Raw genomic sequence first — 18,211 nt, forward strand, 5'->3', positions numbered from 1 at the left:
ATTTAGATTTGAGCTTAATTTAGCATCATAGCATATAACCAAATGACCAATGATTAAACCTAATAACATATGTTTTGTATTTCTGGTGATATTATCCCTTGTAAGGGTGAGTAATGTCCAGGCACAGGATGCATCCTTTTCGCAAAACTATGCATCGCCCCTGTACCTAAGCCCATCATTTACCGGGTTAACGGAAGGGAGCAGGATGACGTTGCATTATCGCGACCAGTGGCCAAGTATTCCCGGTACATACAGGACTTTGGCTTTTGCGTTTGATCATTATATGGCCGACTATAACAGTGGTGTTGGGGTACAGTTTTATAGAGACGATTCGGGAGGCGGCCTTCTGGTAAAGCAAAATATTGGCTTATTGTATGCCTACGAAATCTATGTGAACGATAACGTGATGGTCCGGCCGGGGCTGCAGTTTAAGCTGGCCCAATCATTTATCGATCCTACAAAAGGAACGACCTCGGATGCATATGACAACTATGGAAACCTGATTGATCAAACGGCACTAGATGTCGATCGCGACAAGCTCAACAGGTTTGATGCAGCGGCCTCTGTGATGATCTACAGTAATTTTTATTGGGCTGGAGTAACTGCCGATCATTTGGTAAGGAACAATGAGGCATTTACCGATGTTACGTCCGATACGAATCTTAAAATAACTGCATTCGGTGGTTATAAATGGGTGTATAAGGAAGGAAGAAGGCGCATGCCGGATCAAAGTATAACTTTTGCTTTTAATTACCGAAAACAGGCCGATTTTAATCAGCTCGATGTGGGTGCGTATTGGGTGTACAATCCTATTGAACTGGGCTTGTGGTATAGGGGATTGCCCAATGCCAATGCCGAGGGACTGGGCAATCAGGATGCCATGATTGCCATATTTGGTCTTCACCTGGGCCAAATGCGACTGGGGTATTCATTTGATTTAACAACATCCGACCTGACCGGCTCTGGAGGCTCGCACGAATTTTCCATTATGTACACGATACCTTCTTCTAATAAACCCAAAATTAACCGAAGTGCTATCCCATGTTCGCAACCGGGGTATTCCGGAGGGGGTGCTTCGAGAAGTAAATACCGTTCCCGTTCGCGAAGGATTTTTTAATAGTTGTGTTTTTATGTATTGTTTTTTGAATTGAGGACTGGCATATCACAAAAAATGTGAAATAAATTTTTAAATATTTGTTATTAATATATATTTGTTGTCCGTAAAAAAAATAAACTCTAGAGGGAACGCACATACTGGAATTTAATCATCTCAAATTCATGTGATGTTAAATTGTAGTCATAAAACTAAAATTACAGAAATGAAAAGGAACTTACAGGTTGTTAATTTTGCATTATTATTGGGGTTGGCATCGTTTATGTTTGTGGGATGTCAAACAAAAACAAATAAAAGTGAGCAAGCAAGCAAAAATGCTTCCGAAGGATTGATTGAGAATGGAACATTTCCTGTAGCCTATATCGATACAGATTCTCTTTTACGTCAATATGGATTGGCCATTGACCTGCAAGAGGAACTTTTAAAGAAGGAAGAGAAATCACGTACTGACTTTAATGAGCAAGCTAAGAAGTTACAAACTCAGGTGGCAGAATTCCAGCGTAAAGTTCAAAACAACGGTTTTTTATCTCGTCAAAGGGCCGAGCAGGAACAAAGAAACCTGGCCGCACGCGATCAGGAACTCCAAAGCTTAAACGCAAAACTATCGCAAGAGTTAATGGTGGAACAGGAAGGTTTGAACCGTCAGCTGCGCGATACCTTAACTAATTATCTGACAGAATTAAATGCCGATGGAAGATATAAGTTGATATTGAGTAACACACTTGGCGACAATGTGCTGTACAGCGTGCCGGGGATAAATATTACACAGCAAGTAGCGGATGCTTTAAACAGCAGATACGAAAGCAGCAAGGGTAACAATGCCGATGCAAAATAATTAGATACACAATTAATATTATTCAGGCAGATTTCAATCGGAATCTGCCTTTTTTGAATACAGACGCAGCTATGAAACCACCGTTTGGGAAGTACCTGGAAAAGCACCCGCCTTTTACATCTTTTAATGTTGGGGATATTAAAAAAGCCGGGATCCTTGTGGTAATACCAACATATTTAGAAGATGGTTTATGCAGAACGCTTGATTCCATATGTGCCTGCCATCCCGTTCAAGGGAGGGTAGCCGTTATTGTAGTCGTTAACGCAGGGGTCAATGCGACAGAGGATATTATTAAACAACAAAAAAAAACCATTCAGGAACTAAAAGATTATAAGGTTAATCGTGATTTTATCGATATATATATTATAGAGGCATTTAACCTTCCTAAAAAACATTTTGGTGCGGGATTGGCACGAAAAATTGGGATGGATATAGCCGTGCAGCATTTATCGGACTCGGATAATGAAAATGGTGTTATTGTTTCATTGGATGCGGATTCAACGGTTGATGCAAATTATCTTACTGAGATAGATAGTTACTTTGCAAAACCTCAAAATAAGGCATGTTCTATTAGTTTTGAGCACCCGGTTGCAGGTAACGAATTTGATCCTACGGTTTATGATGCCATTGCACAGTATGAGTTACATTTAAGGTATTATGTCGAAAGTTTGCGATATATAGGGTTCCCATATGCGTTTCACACAATCGGCTCTTGTTTTGCCTTTAAAGCATCTTCGTATGTAAGCGTCGGGGGTATGAACCGCAGACAAGGTGGCGAGGAATTTTATTTTATTCAAAAACTGTTGCAACAAGGTGGATATGGCGAGCTGAATACCACCAAAGTTTATCCTTCACCACGCATATCTTCAAGAGTGCCGTTTGGCACAGGCCCTTCGGTAAAAAAAATGGTAGAAAATAAAGATGAGGAATATAGGACTTACAATCTGCAAGGTTTTATCGATTTAAAATCATTCCTTGATAACGTAGAAAAATATTACAGAATTTCAGAAGAAACTTATCAGCAACTGGTTCTGGAATTGCCAGGGCGTGTCCGTAGCTTTTTGTTGAATTCCGACTTTTATAACGAACTAAAGCCTGTAGCCGATAATTGTTCAACACTGGAGGTTTTCAGAAAGCGATTCTTTCAGGTGTTCAATGCGTTTAAACTGGTAAAATACATCAACTATACACATGAGCATTTTCTTGAAAAAACGCCGGTGTTTGATGCTGCTATCGAACTGCTGGAACTAAAGCATATTGAGGTGGATGATATTTTTGACGATAGGGAACTATTGAAGAAATATCGTGAAATACAGAAATAGCTCAAGCTACGAGCCGCAAGCTTCCAGCCACAAGCTACTAACCTCTAATCTTCCTAAAGCTCACGTATAAATCGAGAGTGGCCGTAATTAAAACAGCAATCATCCAATAATTCCGATGAAGAAAAATAAGTGCTGCAGCAACAACCAGAAACAATGCGCTTACCACCATAATACCATGCAGTCTTTTGTTCTCAGGTTTGCCTTTTAAATAGTTAAACAAACGTACGCCTAACAAGGGAACAATACCTGAAACCAAACAAATAAATGCATACGGGATGTCATTTAACTGAAACAGGATTCCGGCCAATACCAGTATCATTCCAATATAATAAGCTAAGCTGAGTGTTTTGTAAATATTCATTGTGATATATTTTCGAAAGCGCAATATTAGTTATTTCTAATGCTTTTCCAAAGTTTAAAGCTTTTTCTAGTCACCGGGTGAGTAAAACTTGAATTACTTCGAAAAATAGCCTAAATTGTTACAAAACAGCAATCCATGTATTTTGCGCCGGACCAACTATACCATGTTTACAATCAGGGCAACAACAAACAACGCATTTTTTATACCCGCGACAACTACCTTTTCTTTTTAAGTAAGTTACAAAGGCACCTGCTGCCTCATTGTAGCATATTGGCATGGTGTTTAATGCCTAATCATTTTCATTTGATGCTTAGGTTAAAAGATGCACCAAGTTACTCATCGGATTCCAAGTACTCACCGGGTGACTATAAGCATGACGTAAATCTCATCTACTCACCGGGTGACTATAAGCATGACGTAAATCTCATCTACTCACCGGGTGACTATAAGCATGACGTAAATCCCATCTACTCACCGGGTGACTATAAGCAAGATGTACATAGTCACCCGGTGAGTAAAGATGAGATGAGTAAAAGGGTGAGTAAAGAGATGGCTACCATCCTTCGGTCATACACTCGAGCCATTAACAATCAAGAAAACAGAACCGGTTCGTTATTTCGCGAAAGAACCAAGGCAGTTTGCATTACCTGCACAGATGGTGTTGCAAAAAATTGGTATATGATTAATGGTGTTACAGTGATAAAAGTAGAAACACCGGAGAGGCAATATCCTCAAATTTGCTACAGATACATTTTAAATAATCCTGTTGCAGCACGTTTGGTTACCCGGGCTCAAGATTGGGAGTTCTCTTCGGCCAGAGATGTTATGGGGTTACGAGAAGGGACGTTAATAGATAGAGAGGTTATTAAAGAGTATGGTTTAACGTTTTAGTTCGTCCAGCTCGCCAGATTCTTCCTGCTCACCCGGTGAGTAATGCAAGCAAAAAAGCCGACCCTGATTAATCAGAGTCGGCCTGTATTTATTCTAAAAAACCTATAATGTATTATCCTAAGAACGGATATTTGTAATCGTGAGCAGGTACAAAGGTCTCCTTGATGGTTCGCGGTGTTACCCAGCGCATCAAATTAATAGACGAACCCGCTTTGTCGTTGGTGCCTGAGCCTCTGGAGCCGCCAAATGGTTGTTGCCCTACTACTGCACCTGTTGGCTTGTCGTTGATGTAGAAGTTGCCGGCGCAATTCACCAATCTTTTAGTGGCTAATTCGGCTGCATACCTGTCCTGTGCGAAGATGGCACCTGTAAGGGCGTACATCGATGTCTTATCCAGGATGTCCATGGTCTCTTGAAATCTGGCATCTTCGTATACATATAAGGTTACTACAGGCCCAAACAACTCTTCTTCCATGGTTACATATTGAGGATTGGTTGTTTGAATGATGGTAGGCTCTATAAAATATCCTTTCGATTTATCGTAGTTTCCGCCGAAAATCACCTTGGCTTCCTTGCTCGCTTTGGCAGCATCAATGGCACTGGCAAGTTTATCGAACGAACTTTCGTCGATAACGGCATTCACAAAATTGGTGAAGTCTTCCGGGTCACCCATCTTTATCTCAGCCAACTGCTCGCCTACATAACCCTTAATTTCTTCCCAGCGACTGGCAGGGATATATACACGTGAAGCAGCAGAGCATTTTTGCCCCTGGTACTCGAAACCACCTCTAACAATACCGGTAGCAACCGCTTTGGCATCGCATGATTTGTGTGCCAGAATAAAATCTTTACCACCTGTTTCTCCAACAATACGCGGGTACGACTTATATCTTTCGATGTTTCCTCCAATTGTTTTCCACATACTCTGAAATACACCGGTGGACCCTGTAAAATGGATTCCCGCAAACTCGGGATGGTCAAAAACAACCTTGGCGGCAACGGGACCGGAAACGTACACCAGGTTGATAACTCCGGCAGGAACACCTGCTTCGTTAAATATTTCCATCAATACCTGGGCCGAATAAACCGCCGTTTTAGATGGCTTCCAAACCACTGTATTACCCATTAAAGCAGGAGCGGAAGGTAAGTTGCCAGCAATGGAAGTAAAGTTGAAGGGAGTCAAAGCAAACACGAATCCTTCCAGCGGACGGTATTCTACCCGGTTCCACATGCCGGGAGCGCTTTCCGGTTGCTCGGCATAAATGTCGGTCATGTATTGAACGTTGAAACGCAAGAAATCCGCTAATTCACAAGCTGCATCAATCTCAGCCTGGAAAGCATTTTTCGACTGACCCAACATGGTGGCTGCATTCAGCTTTTGACGGTACGGGCCGGCAACCAAATCGGCAGCCTTTAAAAAGATCGCCGCACGATGTTCCCAGCTTAGGTTAGCCCACTTTTCTTTGGCAGTTAATGCTGCATCAATGGCCTTGTATACATGCGTCTCATCCCCTTGGTGATAATAACCCAGACAATGCTTAATGTCGTGAGGGGGGTGCATGGAAATTTTATTTCCCGTTCTAATTTCCTGTCCGCCGATATACATCGGAATATCTACTTCGGTTTCTTTGTAAGTTTCCAATTGTGCTTTAAGCTCCTCTCTTTCGGGAGATCCCGGAGCGTAATTTAATACCGGCTCGTTTTCGGCAAGGGGTACGTTAAATATTCCTTTAGGCATAACTTATTATTTTATCATTGTTAAAATTGTCATCATAATTGGGGTCAGCTTAACCTACTAATTCCAAGTTGTACAAATTTAAGATAGTATGCCTCGTATTTTAATGAATAAAATCAGTATTTAGATACTAAAGGGTATGATAATAGTCAAGGTTCAGCTCATCGGTCGACTCAAAATTATCCGATGCGTTTTGAACCAATGATTACACACTGTATGTTGCGGGAAACACCAAATTTCAATTAGGAGTGTTTTTCGAGGGGCCTCGGAAATGTTAAAAATCTTTGATTTTGAAAATTTCGGGACTGAATTACTGCCTGCTCGTAACCGAATTCACCTGGCTAACACCTATTAACCGGTCGTAATAATCGCCCATGCCACGGTAATAAACTATAACCAGGTAGTCGTTTTCGGCTTTGCTGTGCGAACCTTCGAACATGCTGACGGAAGCTTGGTCGAGGTTGTTTGGTTTAAACGCAATTTGATAATTGTAAAACCCTTGTTTCAATAGTAAGGAAGCTTCGTATTGCTTAAATACGAAATTATATTTCATTTTAGATGCTTCATCCAACTTCCAGTTGGTGAGCCCCCCGAGTATATGTACATCCCCACCCGCCAATGGTTGGCTAGGTATGGAGAAGTGAACGTAAACGTAGTCGGCTTCCCGTTCGTGTTCGTCTTTTTCTTGGACTTCAATGACATATCTCCCGTTAAAATCATTGTTGAAATAATAAGATCGGCCGGCAACCGACATATCCGGGAAAAGCTCAACATGATAGTAGGGGTCGTGAAAAGATATATCTTTTATTTTACTGCTCTGAAAACGGAGACTGCGTATATCCAGCCAGCGAAACTCGTTTCCGCCCTCAAACATGGTCTCTCGATTGTAATTATATACCAATTCGTTATGTTTGATAAACTGCGGTTTGAGTTTTGTGATGGCATTGTCCGTCCTGCCGTTCTGGAATAGGCTTACATTCACCTCTTCCAGAGGATTGCTGAAATTAAAATCGCTGTGTTTTATGGTCAGGTCAATTTCCTGTTTGGCTTTTCTCAGATCCGAATTCATGGTGTACTTAACACTCGGAATCACATTTACCTTCTGTTCGTTCACCATAAACCTTTGTGTTAGAACTAGATTGTTCGTGTCGTTATCTTCGTAAACCTGAATGATATAGTTTCCTGAAACCAACAATTCGATGTCGTTGTTGGGTAAAACAATATTGTAATGGACATAATCAATTGAAGTATTAAACGAATACACATAATCAAGAATAGGCACTTCATTGATTCCGTTAAGGTATTCTGTTTCCATCAGTTGCGATGGTTCCCAGTTTTTGTCACAATGTATGATGTTGTAGTAGAAATCCTTGGTTTCGCCATCCAAATCATCAAATGACAGTTCTATTTGATCGTTTCCGTTTAAACCAATGATGGGATATGACAATGGCCAGCCAAGTTTATGACATAGTACCGTTTTAATTTTGTGTTTATGAACAGTATTGGTGATAGGTTGAGCTAATGCCGATAGAACAGCAATAGTTAGCCACATGAAAATAGAAGTTATTTTTTTTGTCATGATTGAGGATCTAGTCGTTTAAGTCAATAACTATGCATAGTTGACCTTTTATTATTGTTGTTTGTTGGTTTAAACGGGCAAAATACAATTTTATGCTTTTGCATTTACCATTTGAATAAAAAGAATAAGACAAATGATATAACCGATTACCTAAAAATGCCTAATCTTTTCGGCAATAATGTGTAATTTCTTAAAGTAAAAGAAACCAATCTGCTAGGGCCAGCTTATAATTTAAAAATTATTTAACGAATTTTTTCTTTATTAGTTAGGTTTAGAGGATTGTCAAGTTATAATTTATTGTATTTTTGCATCGAAATTTTTTTAAAACTTTTTATCAAACATGTCAGACGTAATCAAAATAAAAAAAGGTCTTGATATTCGGCTGCAGGGTAAAGCGGAAAAAGTATTTGGTACTACCAAGTTACCTGAGCTTTTTGCGATCAAACCGGGCGATTTCCCCGGATTGGTTCCGAAGCTAGCTGTTAAGCCTGGCGACAAAGTTAAGGCCGGTTCGGTTTTATTTTTCGACAAATACCGTACCGATGTTAAGTTTGTCTCACCGGTGAGCGGCGAGGTTCAGGTGGTTAACCGCGGCGAGCGTAGAAGAATATTAGAGGTTGTGGTTAAAAGTGATAACCAAAACGAAGCTGAGAAATTTGGGGCTGTTGATCCAAAACAAGTGTCAAAAGAGGAAGCGCTGGAAAAGATTTTGGCTTCAGGTATGTGGCCTTACTTTCGTCAACGTCCTTACAATGTGGTCGCCAATCCCACCGATGAGCCTAAGGCAATATTTGTTTCGGCATTCGATTCTTCACCTTTGGCGCCGGATTACGATTTTATCGTAGCAGGACAAGAAAAAGAATTCCAGGCAGGCGTAGATGTGCTCAACAAACTTACTCAAGGAGGTGTGCACATCGGTGTGAACAACGAAATGGCCTCCAAATCTTTTGTTTCGGCAAGAGGAGCAAAAGTACATTCATTTTCGGGTCCTCACCCTGCAGGTAACGTGGGTATTCAAATTCACCATGTTTCACCTATCAACAAAGGAGATATCTACTGGACCATCCAACCACAAGAAGTAATTTCATTAGGTAAATTATTCCTGGAAGGTGTTTATGATGCTTCCAGGGTTGTTGCGCTGACAGGATCTGAGTTAAAGACCAGGAATTACGTAAAAACAAAGGTAGGTGCCAGTATCGCTTCGTACGTGGAAAATGTTGAAGAAGGCAAGCTAAGATATATCAGTGGAAACGTACTTACCGGCGATCAAATTGCTAAAGACGGGTATGTGGGAAGCTACCATTCTCAAATCACGGTAATCCCCGAAGGAGATGTGGCAGAATTTATGGGCTGGGCAGCACCGGGTTTTGGTAAGTTCAGTGTTTCAAAATCATATTTCTCGTGGTTGAGTGCCAAAAAAGAGTACAAACTAAATGCAAACCTTAACGGTGGTCCCCGCGCTATTATAGTCTCGGGACAGTACGACAAGGTTTTGCCTATGGATATTTTACCTGAGCATTTGATCAAAGCCATCATAACTGAGGATATCGATAAGATGGAGCAGCTTGGGATTTACGAGGTGGCAGAAGAAGATATGGCGCTATGTGAGTTTGTGTGTACTTCAAAACTCGAAATTCAAAGTATTCTTCGTAAAGGTATCGATACGATGATTAAAGAGATGAGTTAATCGGTTCAATCAATTTGTAAAAATTAAAATCATAATAAATTGAAAGCATTAAGACAATATTTGGATAGAATCAAACCGAACTTCGAAAAAGGGGGAAAGTTTGAAAAATTGCACTCTTCATTTGATGCTTTTGAGACCTTACTTTTTGTTCCTAAAACAACATCAAAAAATGGTGTGCACATCCATGATGCTATTGATTCTAAAAGAACAATGGCCGTTGTGGTTATGGCTTTAATACCTGCTTTGTTGTTTGGTATTTGGAATACAGGGTTACAACATTTTTTAGCTATAGGTCAGCCTGATGCTGATTTTTGGCAAATGGTAGGTTATGGTGCTTTAAAAGTACTACCTATTGTAGTTGTATCTTATGTGGTAGGTCTTGGCATTGAGTTTATGTTTGCTCAATTAAGAGGACACGAAGTGGCAGAGGGATTCCTTGTTTCAGGGATGCTGATCCCTTTGGTTTTACCGGCTGATATCCCGTTGTGGATGGTCGCTGTGGCAACTGCTTTTTCTGTGGTTATAGGTAAAGAGGTTTTTGGTGGTACAGGTATGAATATCTGGAACCCTGCTTTAATCGCCAGGGCGTTTTTATTCTTTGCCTATCCGTCAAAAATGTCGGGCGACCTTATTTGGGTTTCCGGCATGACCAAAGGCGAAGGTATTGTGGATGGTTACTCAGGTGCTACTGCGCTTGGTAATGCAGCAATCGGCAAAGTGGATTTATTACCTTCTGCCTTAGAAAGTTTTATTGGAACTATTCCAGGTTCTATTGGCGAAACAAGTACACTGGCAATTTTAATTGGAGCTGTTGTTCTTTTGGCTACCGGTATCGGGAGCTGGAAGATCATGGTCAGTACTTTTGTGGGTGGATATTTAATGGCTCTTTTATTTAATGCTGTAGGGGCACCAGACAGTCTGATGTCTGTAGATGCTATTCAACAGCTTTGCCTGGGTGGTTTTGCTTTTGGTGCCGTGTTTATGGCAACAGACCCCGTGTCTGGCGCACGTACCGAAAAGGGAAAATATATTTACGGTTTCTTGATAGGTGTTTTTGCTATCCTGATTCGCGTATTCAATCCTGCATACCCGGAAGGTGTAATGTTAGCTATTTTATTGATGAACACTTTTGCTCCATTGATTGATCATATGATTGTTCAGCAAAATATTAAACGCCGTTTAAAAAGGGTAAAAGTAAACGCTTAATAAATTAGAAAAATGGACAAACAAGGAAATTTATATACAGTCCTTTATGCTGTTGTCATGGTTGTTGTTGTTGCAGCAGTTTTGGCCCTGGTAGCTACTGGTTTAAAAGAGAAGCAAGATAAAAACGTAGAAGTAGCAAAGAAAATCGATTTGTTAAAGTCGGTAGGGATTGCCAGCGATGCCACAACAGCAGTGAAGCTATACGATAATCATATTGGTGAAAATACGAAAGTAATTAATATGAATGGCGAGGAAATTAAAGGGGAAGCCTTTGCTATTGATTTGGCCAAGGAACTTCGTAAGGAACCCAAAGACCGTAACTATCCACTTTATATCTGTAATCTTGATAACGGAGAAGAGAAGCTTATTATTCCTCTTCGCGGTGTTGGTTTATGGGGGGCAATCTGGGGTTATATCTCCATAGACTCCGACAAAAATACGGTTTATGGGGCCACTTTCGACCACAAGGGAGAAACACCCGGTTTAGGTGCGGAAATCTCAAAAGATTTTTTCGAAACTCAATTTAAGGGAAAAACCATTTTTGATAACTCGGGGGCTTTTACTTCTATTGCAGTTTTAAAAGGTGGTGTTTCAGAAGGTAATCCTCACGCAGTTGACGCTATCTCCGGTGGGACCATAACCAGTAACGGAGTTACCGATATGTTAAAAGAGTGCCTGGAAGGGTACGAAAAATATTTAAAAAATTAAACGGTTAAAAAATGAGCGACAAAGAACCTTTGTTTTCAGCTAAAAACCGAAAATTGATAACAAACCCGCTTAACGCCCAAAACCCTATTACCATTCAGGTATTGGGTATCTGTTCGGCTTTGGCGGTGACGGCTAAATTGGAGCCGGCCATTGTAATGTCTATTTCGGTAATGTTTGTGTTGGTGTTCGCCAATATTTTAATATCACTGCTACGCAACACTATTCCTGCCCGTATTCGTATTATCGTTCAGTTGGTAGTTGTTGCAGCTCTTGTAATTCTGGTCGACCAGATATTGAAAGCTTTTGCCTACGAAGTAAGTAAGCAATTATCGGTATTTGTGGGTCTGATTATTACCAATTGTATTATCATGGGACGTTTGGAAGCATTTGCTTTGGGTAACAAACCCTGGCAATCGGCTCTTGACGGTGTTGGTAATGCCGCAGGTTATGGTGTAATCCTGATTATTGTAGCTTTCTTCCGCGAGTTGTTTGGGTCCGGTACCTTAACACTGCCTGGGTTAGGAACCTTAAATATCATACCTCAGGCATTTTATGATTTGGGATATGTGAATAACGGTTTCATGATTTTGCCACCGATGGCATTGGTAACCGTTGGAATCATTATTTGGGTTCAGCGTTCCCGTAACAAGGAATTGGTAGAGGATTAATTGGTAACTGGAAAAATTGATTTCAATGGAAAATATAATTAATATATTCGTAAAGTCTATTTTTATCGATAATATGGTGTTTGCCTACTTCCTGGGTATGTGTTCGTACCTGGCAGTATCAAAAACCGTTAAAACATCGTTCGGACTTGGTTTGGCAGTTGTGTTTGTACTGGTTATTACAGTACCTGCCGATTATCTGTTAAATAAATATGTACTTGAAGAAGGTGCCCTTTCGTGGTTGGGTGAAGGTTTTGCCGAGGTTGACCTTAGCTTCCTGAGCTTTATCATGTTTATTGCCGTAATTGCTTCTATGGTGCAATTGGTTGAGATGATTGTAGAAAAGTTTGCGCCCGCACTTTATAGCTCGTTAGGTATATTCTTGCCACTGATTGCGGTAAACTGTGCTATTCTGGGAGGTTCTCTGTTTATGCAGGAGCGTCAATATGCTTCTTTAGCCGAAGCAACTTCATTCGGACTTGGTTCTGGGATTGGTTGGTTGTTGGCTATTGTAGGTATAGCAGCGATTCGCGAAAAATTAAAATACTCTGATATTCCTGCTCCATTACGCGGTTTGGGTATTACGTTTATCGTTACCGGATTAATGGGTATCGCGTTTATGAGCTTTATGGGAATTCAACTCTAGCCGGCCTGGCCGGAGCAAGTAACTAAAGCGCTGACGCTGAAGAAACTTGTTTAAAATAAGAAAAATGGAAATAAATATGATATTTTTAGCTAGTCAGGGTACAGTAATCGCTACCAGTGTGGTAGTTTTCTTACTGGTTATCCTACTGTTGGTATCTATACTTTTGTACGTAAAGCAAAAGTTGACTCCGGCAGGAACCGTAACTATCGACATTAATGGCGGAGAACAGGCATTGGAGGTTGCCCCGGGACAAACATTATTGTCGGCTTTAGGAAACAATAAAATCTTTCTTCCATCCGCCTGTGGTGGTGGTGGTACCTGTGCCATGTGTCGTTGTCAGGTGAACGATGGGGCAGGCTCAATCCTACCAACCGAAACGGGTTATTTTACCCGAAAAGAACAGGCCAATAACTGGCGTTTGGCTTGTCAGGTTAAGGTGAAAGAAGACTTGAAAATGGAAATACCGCAGGAAATTCTGGGTATCAAGAAATGGGAATGTGAGGTGGTCTCTAACGATAACGTGGCCACTTTCATCAAGGAGTTTGTGGTGAAATTACCGGAAGGTGAGATATTAGACTTTAAATCGGGAGGTTATATACAGATTGACGTACCTAAAATCACGGTTGATTTTAAAGATATGGAGATCGGGGAAGAGTACCGTGAGGAGTATGAGAAGTTCGGCATGTTCGATCTGCAAATGGTGAACCCGGAGCCTACCTATAGGGCTTACTCTATGGCCAACCACCCTGCGGAAGGAAACATTGTTATGTTGAATATTCGTATTGCCACGCCACCATGGGATAGGGTTAATAACGGGTTTATGAAGGTGAATCCAGGAATTTGTTCTTCATTTATCTTCTCTCGCAAGCCGGGTGATAAGGTAACTATTTCAGGTCCTTACGGTGAATTCTTCATCAAAGAAACAGACCGCGAGATGATGTTTATCGGCGGGGGTGCCGGCATGGCGCCAATGCGCTCACATATCTTCCACTTGTTCCATACATTAAAAACAGGCCGTAAAGCGACCTTCTGGTATGGAGCACGTTCCAAGAAAGAGATTTTCTACCAGGATCAGTTTGAAGCGATCGAAAAGAAATTCCCTAACTTTAAGTTTTCTATTGCTTTGAGTGAGCCTCTTCCTGAGGATAATTGGGAGGGATCGACCGGTTTTATCCACCAGGTGATTAATGATGAGTACCTAAGCAAGCATGAGGAGCCGGAAGATATCGAATATTATCTTTGTGGGCCGCCAATGATGAACGACGCGGTAAACAAGATGTTATACGATCTGGGTGTACCTGATGAAATGATCGCATTCGACGACTTTGGATCGTAGTTGAATAAAAAGACTCAGAGACACTGAGTATAATAATGATAGAAAAAGACTCCTTCGGGGGTCTTTTTTTGTAACGTAGGACCACTTTAATAGGTAAAAGTATTTATGTATAGCCGCTAACGATAAACCCTCCAATATGCATTAGAAATTCTATTACACATTAAAATTACTTTAAAACAAGACACTTCGTTGCATCACTTCAACTCACCAGAGCGGTGCTCCCGAAAGTAATCGGGACAAGTTATGCCTCGTTTCAGTAATGCCTTGTTTTATTGTACTTGCAATGCTCATGACGAACCCCCAATACATAATCCGGTATAAAACGTGCCGAATAATTTCTTTTTTCTTTCAAACCTAACATTTCAATTCCCTATTTTTCCTACCTTCGTTACAGTAAGTCTATTTACCTAAATCTTACTACTTGATACTTTTTTAATTATGTCAAAAAAGCGATTAGTTCGTAATTTATTTTTAATTGCAGGAGGTTTTGTTCTCCTCTTGATTATTCTTGCCGAAATATTTAAAGAAGATATCATTAAACTCGCCATTGACAAAGGTGCTAAAACCTTTGATGTTCCCCTTGAGGTTGGCGAGGTTGATTTTAGCTTGCTATATCGTTTTCCTTATGCTACCATCGAGTTTAACGATTTGATCATGTTGAGCAGGGGAACTAATGATTCCATCAGAACCCGACCTGATACGGTAGCAGCTATCTCAAAGCTTTATGCTTCGGTAGATCTGATTCAGTTGATGAAAGGCAATATCCTGGTAAAAAAAATCGAGATTGAAGATGTAAAAGCAAAATATTTAGTTGACTCTTTGGGAAGAAGTAACTTTGATTTTTTGCTGAAGGGAGGTCGTGCAAAAACCATCGAAAACACTAAGGACACCACAAAAGTACAAGGGGTTTATACATTGGATAAGTTAGAGCTTATGAACATTGAGTTGGAGTATGTTGATGACCTGCTAAAAACTTCAGCACTTGTTCATATCTCCGAATTGGAAATGAACGGGGAGGTAGAACCTACAGGCTTTAAGGCAGCCACCAGAGGAAAACTGGTGGTAAAGGAGCTTTGTTATGGCGATTATAACTGCAATAGTCTTTCCGATACTAAACTGAATTTTTCGGTTACTGCTTTAAACGATACCATTGGTATCTCCGATTTTGTATTAAATACAGGGCACGCCAAAATTAGCCTGCACGGCACCCTTGTTCAAAAAGACAGTGCTCAAATTGATGTTAAGTTTTCAGGTTCGGAGATTGATGTCGCCGAAAATATGTCCATCCTGCCTCAAAAAATGATTGCTGACCTGAAGTTAAACAAAGTGTTGGGCAAGGTTGGGATGGAAGGCACTGCCCAAGGTTATGTTACCGCCAATACATTGCCGCAAGTGGATATGGATTTAACGCTGGCAGACGGCTTGGTTAATTATGATACATATCCTGAATTAAAGAGCATAGACCTTCATGCTCATTTTTCCAATGGGTACACCGCGACTTTGGAATCATCCGTTTTAAATATTAAAAAGTTTCATGCTGAAACAGACAAGAGTTCCATCGATTTGTCTGCCAAAATTATAAATCCCATAAAACCACAATACGACATTTCGGGAAGTGCTTCAGTCGATTTGAGCGAGTTGCAACCGTTTATTCCTGATTCTTTGGTGACGGATATTAGCGGGAACCTGAAAGCAAGCTTGGCCACATCGGGAGTCTTGCCCGATTCTATTACCGATGATTTTACGGAGTACTTTTTAAATAGATCCCAATTAAATCTGAGTCTAAAAAATGTGGGCTTACGGATGGATTCTGTTCCCGAAATTAAAGGATTGGGTGGAGTTTTGGCATATCGCCCCAAAAACATAAAATTAAGCGCTATAAGGCTGCAGGTTCCCGATTATAACGTTAGCATAACCGAAGGATATTTGACAAGTTCATTCGCAGGAAAAATTAGCGATTACGAAAATATGTCTTTGCAGATAGATAGCCTGCTTATGGCAACTGCAAACTCCTATATTTCGGCTTCGGGACAGATTGATGGATTTAAAGATGTGAAGTATGATTTAAAGTCAGATGTATCTGTAAACCTCTTTGAAATATATCGAATGTTGCCGGACTCGTTAGCCAATAGCATGTCGGGTGAAGTAGGGGCTAATTTGGCTTCTGCAGGTTCTTTTAACATGGATTCTGTTGCAGACCAGGCCATGAGTCTGCTATTTGAAAATAGCCAGTTTAAGGTGCGCATGAATAATGTTTATCTGAATATGCCGGATACCCTGATGAACGTGAAAATGTTATCGGGAAATATAGCTTACAAAAACGACAGTGTGTGGATGAACCGGGTGTCGGGAAATTACCTGGGACTTGATTTCTCTGCGGATTCCACCACCGTTTCCAATGTGTATACCGGAGCTGTTTTAAATAACCCTAAAGAACTGAGGGTGCACGGTAATTTCGAAGTTGGTGATTTGGACTATGCCTGGATTGAGGCTTTTATGATAGATACGGTGCCCGATTTGGAAGAAGTAACCGAAGCCGGTATAAAGGCGAAACAGGAAGAACAACCTTATGTGCAGAAGTACACCGTTAAAGCGAAAGGAAGAGCCAGAGCCAAAAGCTTTAAGTATGAAGATATTTTGGCAGAAAATATAGATTCTAAGTTTTTGGTTGACGTGGAAAAAAGTTTTTATGTAGCCAAGGATTTAACTTGCAACGTTTTTGGTGGGGAGGCTAAACTTTCTGTCAATTATGATATGGCTCAAGAGGATCCGTCCGTGAAAAATGAAGCTGAAAGGAGTTTTAGGGATTTCATGCAATTTAAAAGCGAAGTAAAGAATCTGGATGTATCCAGAATGATGTTTGAGCTGGAAACCTATATCGATCAGGAAGATTTCAAGAAAGAAAATGTTCAAGGCACATTGTCCGGTGCTATGGATGGAGAAATTGTTTTGGTAGATTACAGTCCCGTTTACGAGAAAATGCTTTTAAAAGGAAATGTTAAGATAGAAAATGGAGCACTTATCAATGTTAAACCAATAATGGAAATCGAAGAAATAAAAGCGATTAAACTGGACGGTTTGGATAAGTTGTTTTTTAGTACGATAGAGAGTAATTTATTTCTTTTCAAGAATAAGATGTATTTCCCGCGTACTAACATCAAAACTTCATCGTTTGATGCTATGTTTTTTGGAATGTATAGCTTTGGTGAAGATTATACATACCATCTAAAAATGTACTTGAACCAGCTACTGTCAAAAAAGGATAAAGCCGCACTTGAAAAAATGGCAAAGGAAAATGGCTTTGAAGAAGATGAAGTAAGAGATGGGAAAAGACCCATTTATGTAGTGTCTAAGTTTGAGAATGGCAAATATAAGGCAGGCTTGGATAATAGGCCGGATAGGATTAGAATGGATGCAAAAGTGAATTTACAAGAACAAATGGTAAGTTTTAGGTTTGATCCTAGGTTGGTTAAATACAGTGTTGAAGATAAAGAATAAATGAAACTTGTAACAGCAATCATTAAAACAATATTCATTCTCTTCTTATTTTTTTTGTCTTGCACAAGAGATAAGAAAGATAGCGTTTCGGAGCTGAAGATACCATTGGTCCAGAGTTATGAGGACGTGGTCTTTGGAAATGATTCCTCTGCCAATACTATCTTTTTGTTTGCTTCATATGATTGTAAATATTGTAGATATCTTTTTTTGAAAACATTTCCGGAATTGAAGGAAAAATATTTAGATAGTGGATTGGCTAAGGTAGTGGTAAAATGGGTTAGTTTTGGAGAAAATCCATCATCTTTATATGCGCTACAGGCAGCTAGTTGTATTGCTCAATATGGTTCGTACGATAAATTTCACGAACTGCTTCTTACAAATCCTTCGGTAATTGTTTCTGAGGATTTTCGTGAATTAATTGACGATATAATGGCAGAAAATTATGAAATTGCGGAATGTATAGTGTCAAACAAAGATTTCTCATATTTGAAAGAGAATGTCAGGTTGTTCAGAGAAAATAATTTAAGCGGAACTCCTTGCCTGATTATAAATAATAGAGTGTATAGTGGTTATAGGCCGTTTAAAGAATTAGATGTAATTTTAAAGGAAGAATTTTAATCAATAAATG

At 40.1% G+C, this 18,211-nt stretch carries 15 protein-coding genes; 12 read left to right on the top strand and 3 right to left on the bottom strand.

Features of this window, described 5'->3' with window-relative positions; all coding sequences use genetic code 11:
- Positions 1-49 precede the first annotated feature (49 nt).
- The 3 genes from ACT29I_RS15540 to ACT29I_RS15550 all read left to right on the top strand — a co-directional run bounded on the left by ACT29I_RS15540 (position 50) and on the right by ACT29I_RS15550 (position 3,271).
- Complete coding sequence (locus ACT29I_RS15540; RefSeq protein WP_444793900.1) at positions 50-1,117, top strand: PorP/SprF family type IX secretion system membrane protein; 1,068 nt, start codon at positions 50-52, stop codon at positions 1,115-1,117.
- 202 nt (positions 1,118-1,319) lie between these two features.
- Entirely contained in the window at positions 1,320-1,949 is a 630-nt protein-coding gene (locus ACT29I_RS15545; protein ID WP_430935420.1) for an OmpH family outer membrane protein, read from the top strand.
- Between the two features lie 71 nt (positions 1,950-2,020).
- Positions 2,021-3,271, top strand: coding sequence for a glycosyltransferase (locus ACT29I_RS15550; RefSeq protein ID WP_444793901.1), 1,251 nt, complete (start codon positions 2,021-2,023; stop codon positions 3,269-3,271).
- 37 nt (positions 3,272-3,308) lie between these two features.
- On the opposite strand, the gene ACT29I_RS15555 is transcribed toward ACT29I_RS15550, so the two are convergent.
- Entirely contained in the window at positions 3,309-3,632 is a 324-nt protein-coding gene (locus tag ACT29I_RS15555; RefSeq protein ID WP_430935424.1) for a hypothetical protein, read from the bottom strand.
- Between the two features lie 135 nt (positions 3,633-3,767).
- On the opposite strand from ACT29I_RS15555, the gene ACT29I_RS15560 reads away from it, so the two are divergent.
- Positions 3,768-4,523, top strand: a complete 756-nt coding sequence (locus ACT29I_RS15560) for a transposase (RefSeq protein WP_444793902.1) — start codon at positions 3,768-3,770, stop codon at positions 4,521-4,523.
- Between the two features lie 112 nt (positions 4,524-4,635).
- On the opposite strand, the gene pruA is transcribed toward ACT29I_RS15560, so the two are convergent.
- Both pruA and ACT29I_RS15570 read right to left on the bottom strand, forming a co-directional pair.
- Positions 4,636-6,261 carry an L-glutamate gamma-semialdehyde dehydrogenase gene (gene pruA / locus ACT29I_RS15565; protein ID WP_430935428.1) on the bottom strand — a complete coding sequence of 542 codons (1,626 nt, stop codon included), beginning with the start codon at positions 6,259-6,261 and terminating at the stop codon, positions 4,636-4,638.
- Between the two features lie 307 nt (positions 6,262-6,568).
- Complete coding sequence (locus ACT29I_RS15570; protein WP_444793903.1) at positions 6,569-7,837, bottom strand: type IX secretion system plug protein; 1,269 nt, start codon at positions 7,835-7,837, stop codon at positions 6,569-6,571.
- A 340-nt stretch (positions 7,838-8,177) separates the two neighbouring features.
- Between ACT29I_RS15570 and ACT29I_RS15575 the strand changes: the two genes are divergently transcribed.
- From ACT29I_RS15575 to ACT29I_RS15610, 8 genes are all read left to right on the top strand, one after another.
- Entirely contained in the window at positions 8,178-9,524 is a 1,347-nt protein-coding gene (locus ACT29I_RS15575) for a Na(+)-translocating NADH-quinone reductase subunit A (protein ID WP_430935432.1), read from the top strand.
- Between the two features lie 39 nt (positions 9,525-9,563).
- Positions 9,564-10,730, top strand: a complete 1,167-nt coding sequence (locus ACT29I_RS15580; protein WP_430935434.1) for an NADH:ubiquinone reductase (Na(+)-transporting) subunit B — start codon at positions 9,564-9,566, stop codon at positions 10,728-10,730.
- Positions 10,731-10,742: 12 nt separating this feature from the next.
- Positions 10,743-11,438 (top strand): NADH:ubiquinone reductase (Na(+)-transporting) subunit C, encoded by a 696-nt coding sequence (gene nqrC, locus ACT29I_RS15585; protein WP_430935436.1) that lies wholly within the window; start codon positions 10,743-10,745, stop codon positions 11,436-11,438.
- An 11-nt stretch (positions 11,439-11,449) separates the two neighbouring features.
- The gene (locus tag ACT29I_RS15590) at positions 11,450-12,106 is read left to right on the top strand and encodes an NADH:ubiquinone reductase (Na(+)-transporting) subunit D (protein ID WP_430935438.1); all 657 of its coding nucleotides are present in this window, start codon (positions 11,450-11,452) and stop codon (positions 12,104-12,106) included.
- A gap of 25 nt (positions 12,107-12,131) precedes the next feature.
- A complete protein-coding gene (nqrE, locus tag ACT29I_RS15595; protein WP_430935440.1) occupies positions 12,132-12,749 on the top strand; it encodes an NADH:ubiquinone reductase (Na(+)-transporting) subunit E in 618 nt (205 codons plus the stop codon).
- 64 nt (positions 12,750-12,813) lie between these two features.
- A complete protein-coding gene (gene nqrF / locus ACT29I_RS15600) occupies positions 12,814-14,085 on the top strand; it encodes an NADH:ubiquinone reductase (Na(+)-transporting) subunit F (protein WP_430935442.1) in 1,272 nt (423 codons plus the stop codon).
- 438 nt (positions 14,086-14,523) lie between these two features.
- Positions 14,524-17,583 carry an AsmA family protein gene (locus ACT29I_RS15605; RefSeq protein ID WP_444793904.1) on the top strand — a complete coding sequence of 1,020 codons (3,060 nt, stop codon included), beginning with the start codon at positions 14,524-14,526 and terminating at the stop codon, positions 17,581-17,583.
- Positions 17,584-18,201 carry a DsbA family protein gene (locus ACT29I_RS15610; protein ID WP_430935446.1) on the top strand — a complete coding sequence of 206 codons (618 nt, stop codon included), beginning with the start codon at positions 17,584-17,586 and terminating at the stop codon, positions 18,199-18,201.
- Positions 18,202-18,211: the final 10 nt, after the last annotated feature.

The organism is Saccharicrinis sp. GN24d3, assembly GCF_052400645.1.
Classification (GTDB): Bacteria; Bacteroidota; Bacteroidia; order Bacteroidales; family Marinilabiliaceae; genus Saccharicrinis.